Source organism: Protofrankia coriariae, from assembly GCF_001017755.1.
In the GTDB taxonomy this organism is placed as follows: domain Bacteria; phylum Actinomycetota; class Actinomycetes; order Frankiales; family Frankiaceae; genus Protofrankia; species Protofrankia coriariae.
Genome location: NZ_JWIO01000030.1, coordinates 21,573 through 28,575 on the forward strand (window position 1 = coordinate 21,573; position 7,003 = coordinate 28,575).

The 7,003-nt window shown below is 71.1% G+C and carries 9 protein-coding genes (2 of these 9 only partly in view); 7 read left to right on the top strand and 2 right to left on the bottom strand.

Going from position 1 to position 7,003, the window contains the following annotated elements; all coding sequences use genetic code 11:
• From FrCorBMG51_RS17285 to FrCorBMG51_RS17295, 4 genes are all read left to right on the top strand, one after another.
• Positions 1–118, top strand: the 3' portion of a protein-coding gene (locus FrCorBMG51_RS17285) for an ArsA family ATPase (protein ID WP_476742191.1). 962 nt of this gene lie to the left of the window's left edge; the window shows 118 of its 1,080 coding nt (coding positions 963–1,080); its start codon lies beyond the left edge, outside the window; it ends in the stop codon at positions 116–118.
• Positions 70–258 carry an ArsA family ATPase gene (locus FrCorBMG51_RS31620; protein ID WP_235433678.1) on the top strand — a complete coding sequence of 63 codons (189 nt, stop codon included), beginning with the start codon at positions 70–72 and terminating at the stop codon, positions 256–258. The genes FrCorBMG51_RS17285 and FrCorBMG51_RS31620 overlap by 49 nt, the downstream gene beginning before the upstream one ends.
• On the top strand, positions 255–896 hold the full coding sequence (locus tag FrCorBMG51_RS17290) for a hypothetical protein (protein ID WP_157180548.1): 642 nt from the start codon (positions 255–257) through the stop codon (positions 894–896). Before FrCorBMG51_RS31620 ends, FrCorBMG51_RS17290 begins: the two co-directional genes overlap by 4 nt.
• A gap of 164 nt (positions 897–1,060) precedes the next feature.
• Positions 1,061–1,891, top strand: coding sequence for an ROK family glucokinase (locus tag FrCorBMG51_RS17295; RefSeq protein ID WP_338052761.1), 831 nt, complete (start codon positions 1,061–1,063; stop codon positions 1,889–1,891).
• Positions 1,892–2,004: 113 nt separating this feature from the next.
• Here the strand turns inward: FrCorBMG51_RS17295 and FrCorBMG51_RS17300 are convergent, their stop codons facing one another.
• Both FrCorBMG51_RS17300 and FrCorBMG51_RS17310 read right to left on the bottom strand, forming a co-directional pair.
• Positions 2,005–3,270, bottom strand: a complete 1,266-nt coding sequence (locus FrCorBMG51_RS17300; protein ID WP_047224102.1) for an ornithine cyclodeaminase, nickel-pincer nucleotide-dependent — start codon at positions 3,268–3,270, stop codon at positions 2,005–2,007.
• A gap of 936 nt (positions 3,271–4,206) precedes the next feature.
• Positions 4,207–4,998 carry an alpha/beta hydrolase gene (locus tag FrCorBMG51_RS17310; protein ID WP_047224103.1) on the bottom strand — a complete coding sequence of 264 codons (792 nt, stop codon included), beginning with the start codon at positions 4,996–4,998 and terminating at the stop codon, positions 4,207–4,209.
• Between the two features lie 93 nt (positions 4,999–5,091).
• On the opposite strand from FrCorBMG51_RS17310, the gene FrCorBMG51_RS34015 reads away from it, so the two are divergent.
• From FrCorBMG51_RS34015 to FrCorBMG51_RS17325, 3 genes are all read left to right on the top strand, one after another.
• Complete coding sequence (locus FrCorBMG51_RS34015; protein WP_371389943.1) at positions 5,092–5,325, top strand: pentapeptide repeat-containing protein; 234 nt, start codon at positions 5,092–5,094, stop codon at positions 5,323–5,325.
• Positions 5,326–5,471: 146 nt separating this feature from the next.
• A complete protein-coding gene (locus FrCorBMG51_RS31625; protein ID WP_476742192.1) occupies positions 5,472–6,470 on the top strand; it encodes a lysophospholipid acyltransferase family protein in 999 nt (332 codons plus the stop codon).
• Between the two features lie 452 nt (positions 6,471–6,922).
• On the top strand, positions 6,923–7,003 hold the beginning of the coding sequence (locus FrCorBMG51_RS17325; protein ID WP_476742193.1) for a hypothetical protein. Its footprint extends 828 nt past the window's final position; 81 of the gene's 909 nt are visible here — the first part of the coding sequence; its start codon is at positions 6,923–6,925; its stop codon lies beyond the right edge, outside the window.

Here is a 7,003-nt window from a genome sequence, read left to right on the forward strand (position 1 = left end):
ACCGGGATCGGCCCGCCGCGGGTCGAACGGGCCGGGAACGGCTTCGCGATCTCGATCGCCCTGCCGTTCGTGGAGCGTTCCGAGATCACCCTTGCCCGGGTCGGCGCGGACGAGCTGATGGTCTCGGTCGGTTCGCAGCGGCGGATGCTCACCCTGCCGTCCGCGCTGCGACGGTGTGACGTCACCGGCGCGGTGCTGCGAGACGATCGGCTGGTGGTGTCCTTTGTACCCGACCCAGACCTGTGGGTGCGCACATGACCGCGCCGGCGCCGGGCCCGCTCGCCCAGGAAGCCGCCCTGCTCGCCGCGGCCGTGCGTGACCTCCTGCTCACGAATCCGGCGGTTCAGGCCTACACCGCCCACGCCCACGCGGGTAACACCGGCTATGCCGATCATGCCGGCTATAGCGGTCACACCGGCTATACCGATCACAACGGTCGTTCCGGTGACGACACCCACGTCGGCAAGAACGATCATGTCGGCCATACTGGGGGTACCGGTCCCGGGCGGACGGGATCCGGGCGCCGCGCCGCCACACCGTCCGGCGGCGCCGGCGGTGACGCGGGCGGCGGTGCCGGTTGCGACTGCGGCCTGCGTCCGGAGGACCACCACGAGGCCCGTCCAGACGCCGCGGCGATGAACATGTGCCAGGTGTGTCCGCTCTGCCGGCTGGTCAACACCCTGGCCGCGGGCCGACCGGAGGTGGCCGGGCACCTGTTCGCCGCGGCAACCTCGCTGGCGGCGGCGGTGCGGGCGGTCCTCGCCGGCCGTCCGGACACCGGCACGGGCAGCGCGGCAACGGCCGGTACCGGCCCCGTCGAGGACACTGCTGTGAGGGGATGGACAACCGAGCGGCCGGGGCCTGGGCCGCGTGTTCAGAGGATCGATGTCGAGTGACCCCCACAACGTCGGGTAGGGACGGCTCACAGCCCGATCTGGTGATCGGCGTGGATGTCGGTGGCACGAAGGTCGCCGCGGGTGTTGTCGACGGGGCCGGGGCGGTTCTGAGGAATGCGGCGATGGTGCGGTAGGCCAGGGTCTCGTCGAGGTGGNCGTCCGCGGTGGCCGATCTGATCGGCGAGGTGGTCGGCGAGCTGCGGGCGGCCGTGGCGCCGCAGCCGGTGCGGGCGGTCGGCATCGGGGCGGCGGGCCTGATCGACCGTGACCGCTCGCGGGTGCTGTTCGCGCCGAACCTCGCCTGGCGTGACGAGCCGCTACGGGACGAGGTGAGTGCCCGCACCGGCCTGCCGGTCGTCGTGGAGAACGACGCGAACGCGATGGCCTGGGGGGAGTACCGCTTCGGTGCCGGCCGCGGCGAGCCGGATCTGGTGTGTGTGACGGTGGGGACCGGTGTCGGCGGCGGGATCGTGCTCGACGGCCGGCTGTACCGGGGGCGGTTCGGGCTCGGCGGGGAGATCGGGCACATGCAGTTGGTGACCGGCGGCCGTCTGTGCGGGTGCGGGAACCGGGGATGCCTGGAGGCGTACGGCAGCGGCAACGCGCTGGTCCGCAAGGCCCGTGAGCTGGTGACGACCTCGCCGACGGTGGGCCGGCGCCTGCTGGAGCTCGCCGGCGGCGAGGTGGGCGCTCTTAGCGGCCCGGCGGTCACCGAGGCCGCCCGGGAGGGCGATCCGCTCGCGGTGAAGTGCTTCGAGGACGTCGGTACCTGGCTGGGCCGGGCGATGGCCAGCCTGGCCTCGATTCTCGATCCCGGTCTCTTCGTGCTCGGCGGCGGGGTGTCGGAGGCTGGTGATCTTCTTCTCGCCCCGGCCCGCGCGGAGTTCGCGAACAGCCTGTCGGCCCGCCAGCACCGTCCCGAGGCACGGATCGTCACAGCCCAGCTCGCAGCCTGGGGCGGCATCGTCGGCGCCGCCGACCTGGCCCGTAGCTGAACGTCACTGCAATACTTTGTGTTGTTGAAAGAATTCAATATGTCACTGGATGGTTCGTCATCGAGCTGGACGGCGACGCGGACGGCCTTGCCGGGCCGGCGCGGCCAGCTCGATCAGCGGATGGTGTCCGGGCGGTAGTCGGCGACCAGTTCCTGGGCCAGCTGCTCCAGGAACAGCCCGGCATCCGTGACCACACCGACCGCCTGGGAGAACCCGCGGTCGGCGATCCTGCTGACGCTGCTGGGATCGATGTCCACACAGGCCACCGGGATGGACGCCGGCAGGATGTTGCCCGTCGCCACCGAGTGCAGCATCGAGGCGATCATTATCGCGAGCCCGATCCCGCGCAGGGCCTCGCGCATGGCCCGCTGGCCGGCCAGCACGTCGGTGTGGACGTCCGGCAGCGGGCCGTCGTCACGCACCGAGCCGACCAGGACGAACTTCTTGTTCGCCTTGACGATGGCATGCATGATCCCGCTGGTCAGGATGCCGTCGTCGACGGCGGCGACGATGGATCCGGCGCGCCGGATCGTGTTGATCGCCCGGATGTACTGCTCGTGCCCGCGCTCGGCGCCCTTGCCGCGGCTCGGCTCGTTGCCGAACGCCGACCCGTACAGTGCCGCTTCGATGTCGATGGCGGCGAAGGCGTTGCCGGAGAAGAGCACGTCGACATAGCCGGCCTCGATCAGCGCGACCATGGCCGGGGTGGCGCCGGAGTGCACGACGGCGGGCCCGGCCACCCACAGCACCCCGAAGCCCTCCGCCTTGAGCTCACGGATCTGGCGGGCGATCGCGCGGACCAGCACGGCCTGCCGCTGCGGCGCCAGCAGGGTGGTGGACGACGAGACGGACTGCGACGACAGGGCCTGGAAGGTGCCGTACAGCCGGGTCGAGTGGTCGGTCACCGGCAGGACGGCCTTCACCCCGGACACGCCGCACACGATCATGTCGCCGGCCCGGACGTCGGAGACCGGGATGGTGCGTACCCGCCCGTCGGAGACGACAAGGCCGCAGTCCATCTCGGGATGTTCCACCGGCACCCAGTGGCCGCCGAGGCGGACCACGGTTTCCAGGTTGGTGGTCGAGTAGAAGTCGGGGGGGAAGACCCCGTCGTGGTCGGCCGCCCGCAGCAGCGCGGTACCCGGCTCCACACTGTTGACGCCATAGGCCTTGATCCGCATGAGAATGCGGGTCAGCTGCTCCGCCGAGTCGGCCCCGACGACGATCGTCGCGTGCGACTCGTCATCGTGGGTCGCGCCGAGATCGATGCTCCTGATCTCGTAGTCGCCCCCGTAACTGAGAACGTCGTCGAGCACCCGGGCGAGAATGCCGGTGTCCATCAGGTGACCGTGTATCTCGACCTTCTCGTGGAACTCCACGCAGCCGCCCCTTCCCTGCCCTGACGCGGGTGCCCGGTCCGCCTGCCGGCGAATCCGGATCAGACGACCGCGCCATCGTCACCGTCCGCCGAGTCGGTGGGCGGCCGATCCGCCATTCGGAACACCAGTGTGGCGACTCCGCCCAGCACAAGCATGACTCCTCCGACGTCATAGGGCCTGCCATGGTCGATCCCGGCAATCGTGGGGACCAACAGGATCGCGACGCCGACGGCGATGGAACACAACGCCCACCGGGTGGTGGGTTTCATGCGAGGTGCTGGCGGTGGGGGTGGTGGGTCGTAGTGGTCGGACGGGTCATCGGGCGGATCATCGGGGCCGTCGTAGCCGTCGGCATCATCCGGGATGCCCGGCGGATCGATCTTCGGCCCGTCACCGGCCGGACCGGTGGCCGCACTGTCGTCCACGGGAAAGAGAATATGATCTTTCTGCTGGCCCGGGTCGAGAGGTAAGCGCCAGACCGGGCGCACGATCGCGCCCGGAGGCTCCGTGTGCACCGTGACGTCCTCTCTGCGCGTCGTGACGTCCTCGCTGGATGGCCAGGTCCGCTCCACGGGCTCGGCGTTGAAACGGGCCACGAGCGAGGCGAAGACCGCGTCCTGGTCGGTGTCCTGATCCGTTTCCGCATCGCCGCCGTCGCTGTCCCCGCCGGAGGCGTCCGCGGCCGTAACCGGCGGCTCGGCAACGGTCGCATCCTCCTTCGACCTGCCGTCGTCCCCGGGTGGCGGATCGCCGCGGCGTATCCCACGGTGGTCGGTGGGGCCGGGCGCGCTGGCGCCGCCCGCCTCGGCGTCGGGCGGGCCGGCCTGCGGCGGCTGTCCGTACGCCGGGCCGCCGGACGCTCCANCCGGACGCTCCACCCGCGTCCGGCGGCGGGCCACCGGCAGATGGTGGCAGGTCAGGCACGACTCACCTCGATCACCCCGAGACAACCGTGTGCGTGTCGACGAACTGGAGGCTTCCCTCGAAAATTGTGTGTCTGTCGTTGTCGAGGGTCGCGACGTGGTAACTGTTCTCCAGGATGCGCTCGGAAACGGTGGACGATGTCGCGCCCGCCAGCAGGATCCGTCCGGAGGTGGCCTCGACGACGTGGTCGACGCGGCTGCGGAAGGTCAGGATCGGGCTGGTGACACGCCCCAGGTCCGCCACTGTCACCGCCCACAGTTCGCGCAGGGAGACGAAGGCCCGCAGGGGCAGGCGCCGGTAGGCGACCTCCGCCGTACCCGCGGCCTTGATGTCGCTGCCCACCCCGACCACGCAGGGGATCACGCGTGAGAGCGCCGGGGCGAGCGCGGCCACCTTCCGGTCGGTGCCGAGGCTGGGGTTGACCGTGACCACCCCGGCCAACGCCGGGCCGTACACCTCCGCCAGCCGCAGGGTCAGGGTGCCGCCCATGGACAGCCCCATGACGAAGACGGTCGAGCAGCGTTCCCGCAGGCGGATGAAGGCGTCCTCGGCCGCTCCGAACCAGTCGTGCCAGGTCGTGCCGTTCATCTCCTGCCAGCGGGTGCCGTGGCCCGGCAGCAGCGGGCAACAGACCGTCAGGCCCGCCTCCGCGAGGAACGTGCCCCAGGGGCGCATGCTCTGAGGTGTGCCCGTGAATCCGTGGATCAGCAGCACCCCGGTGTCGCCGCCGTCGTGTTCGAACGGCTCCGCGCCGGGTACGACCGAAGTACCCGGTGTGACCGAACGCCGTGGTACGCCTGCCATGGTGTCCGCCCTCTCGTTACTTGCGCGCGATCGGCCGCACTCCGTGGAGACGGAGGATTGTTCTGTTTTCGTCGCGCGAACCGGTTCCGCAGCATGCTCGCATGCCGGGCGGGTAGAGGCCATGCTCTTCACGATGCCGTGTTCAGCGGTGCCATGTTCGGTGGTGCCGCGTTCCATGGTGCGGTGTTCCATGGTGCGGTGTTCGGTGGTGCCGTGTTCGGGGCCGGCTGCGCCGCATCCCGCGTTCGCGCCGGCCCCGAGCCGCCGTGGGCGGGCAGGCCGTCCGCGACGGTCCCCGTGGTGGACGGAGCCACCCCGGTTCCATAGGGTTGTCCCGGCCACCGTGTGCGGGCGTGTCGGGCCGATGCGTGTCGAGACGATGTTGGTGGGCGACCACACCGGGAGCTGACGTGTTGTACTGGGTCGTCAAGGCATTTCTCACCCCTGTCCTGCGGCTGTTCTGGCGGCCGTGGGTGGAGGGACTGGAAAACATCCCGGAACGGGGCCCCGCCATCCTCGCCGGCAACCACCTGTCCTTCTCCGACCACCTGTTCCTCCCGTTGGTCGTGCCGCGCCGGGTCACCTTCCTGGCCAAGAGCGACTACTTCACCGGATCGGGATTCAAGGGCTGGTTGAAGCGGCTGTTCTTCACCAGCGCGGGCCAGCTCCCGATCGACCGCAGCGGCGGGGCCGCCAGCGACATGGCGCTGCGCAGCGGTGTGAAGGTGCTCCAACGCGGCAAACTGCTGGGGATCTATCCGGAGGGCACGCGCTCACCGGACGGCCGGCTGTACCGAGGCAAGATCGGTGTTGCCCGGATGGCGCTGGAGTCGAAGGTTCCGGTCATTCCGGTCGCGATGATCGGCACGTTCGAGGTGCAGCCCCAGGGGAAGCTGCTGCCCAGGATCCGCCGGGTCGGCATCCGCATTGGCCGGCCGCTTGACTTCAGCCGCTACGAGGGCATGGTCGACGACCGGTTCGTGCTCCGGTCCATGACCGACGAGATCATGTACGAGCTCATGGCGTTGTCGGGCCAGGAGTACGTCGACAGGTACGCGCAGCGGGTCAAAAGCGAGATCGCCGCCACGGGCGAGGCGGCGATCGGAGCTGACGGCTCCTCTGGCGGGGACGGGGAGCCCGGCCGCGAGGCCACCGGTCGTACGGTCGAGCGGTCGTCGGCGAAGGCCAGGACGAAGCCGTCGGCACCCCGTGCCCCGCGGACCCGCCGGCGGGGCGGNCCCGCCGGCGGGGCGGTCGCAAGGCCGGCCGCTCGGGCCTGGGTGACCAGACTGACACCCGCCAGGCGGGCTGATCGCCGGCCCGAGCCGGCTGCTGGTCGTTCTGGCACGGCAGGATGGTCGATGTGCACGCATCGGCGGATCTCACGGCGCTCGACCATCCGTCACGTCGGCGCCGGCCGCGGGCAGCCCGGCCGGCGGGAACGCGCTCTGCCCCGCGGCGGCTCGCCCTGACGACCGCTGTCGCCACGGTCGCCATCCAGGTGGTAGCCGGTGCCGTACCCGTGGCCTGGGCCCAGCCGGCACCGGATCCGAGTGTCGCGAGCCCGGCGCCCGTACGGTCGGTGGCGCCGGAACCGCCCGCCGGCACGGTTCTGCGCGTGGGGCGCTTCGCCGTCGACCTCGACGGCCGGACGCTGTTCGTACGCGGCGTGTCGGTGCCCCCCGACACCGTCCTCGACCAGGCCACCGTCGCGCGGTGGGCCGCCGCCGGCTTCACCGCGGCACGCCTCGGCGTGCGGATGGAGGCCGACGGAACGTTCAGCGGCCAGGCCGCTGGTGCCGCTGGTGCCGCTGCTGCCGCCGGCCAGGCCCGGCCGCCCGCTGGCGCTGGTCCAACTGTCGGTGACGGGCTCGACCGGCTTGCCGCGTCCGTCGCGACCGTCACCGGGCAGGGCCTGCGCGTAATGATCCAAATTGTGCCGACCGCCACTGCGGCCCGAGCCGGGGACGAGGCGTTCGCCGCGGGCCTGCGGCGGCTGTCGAGC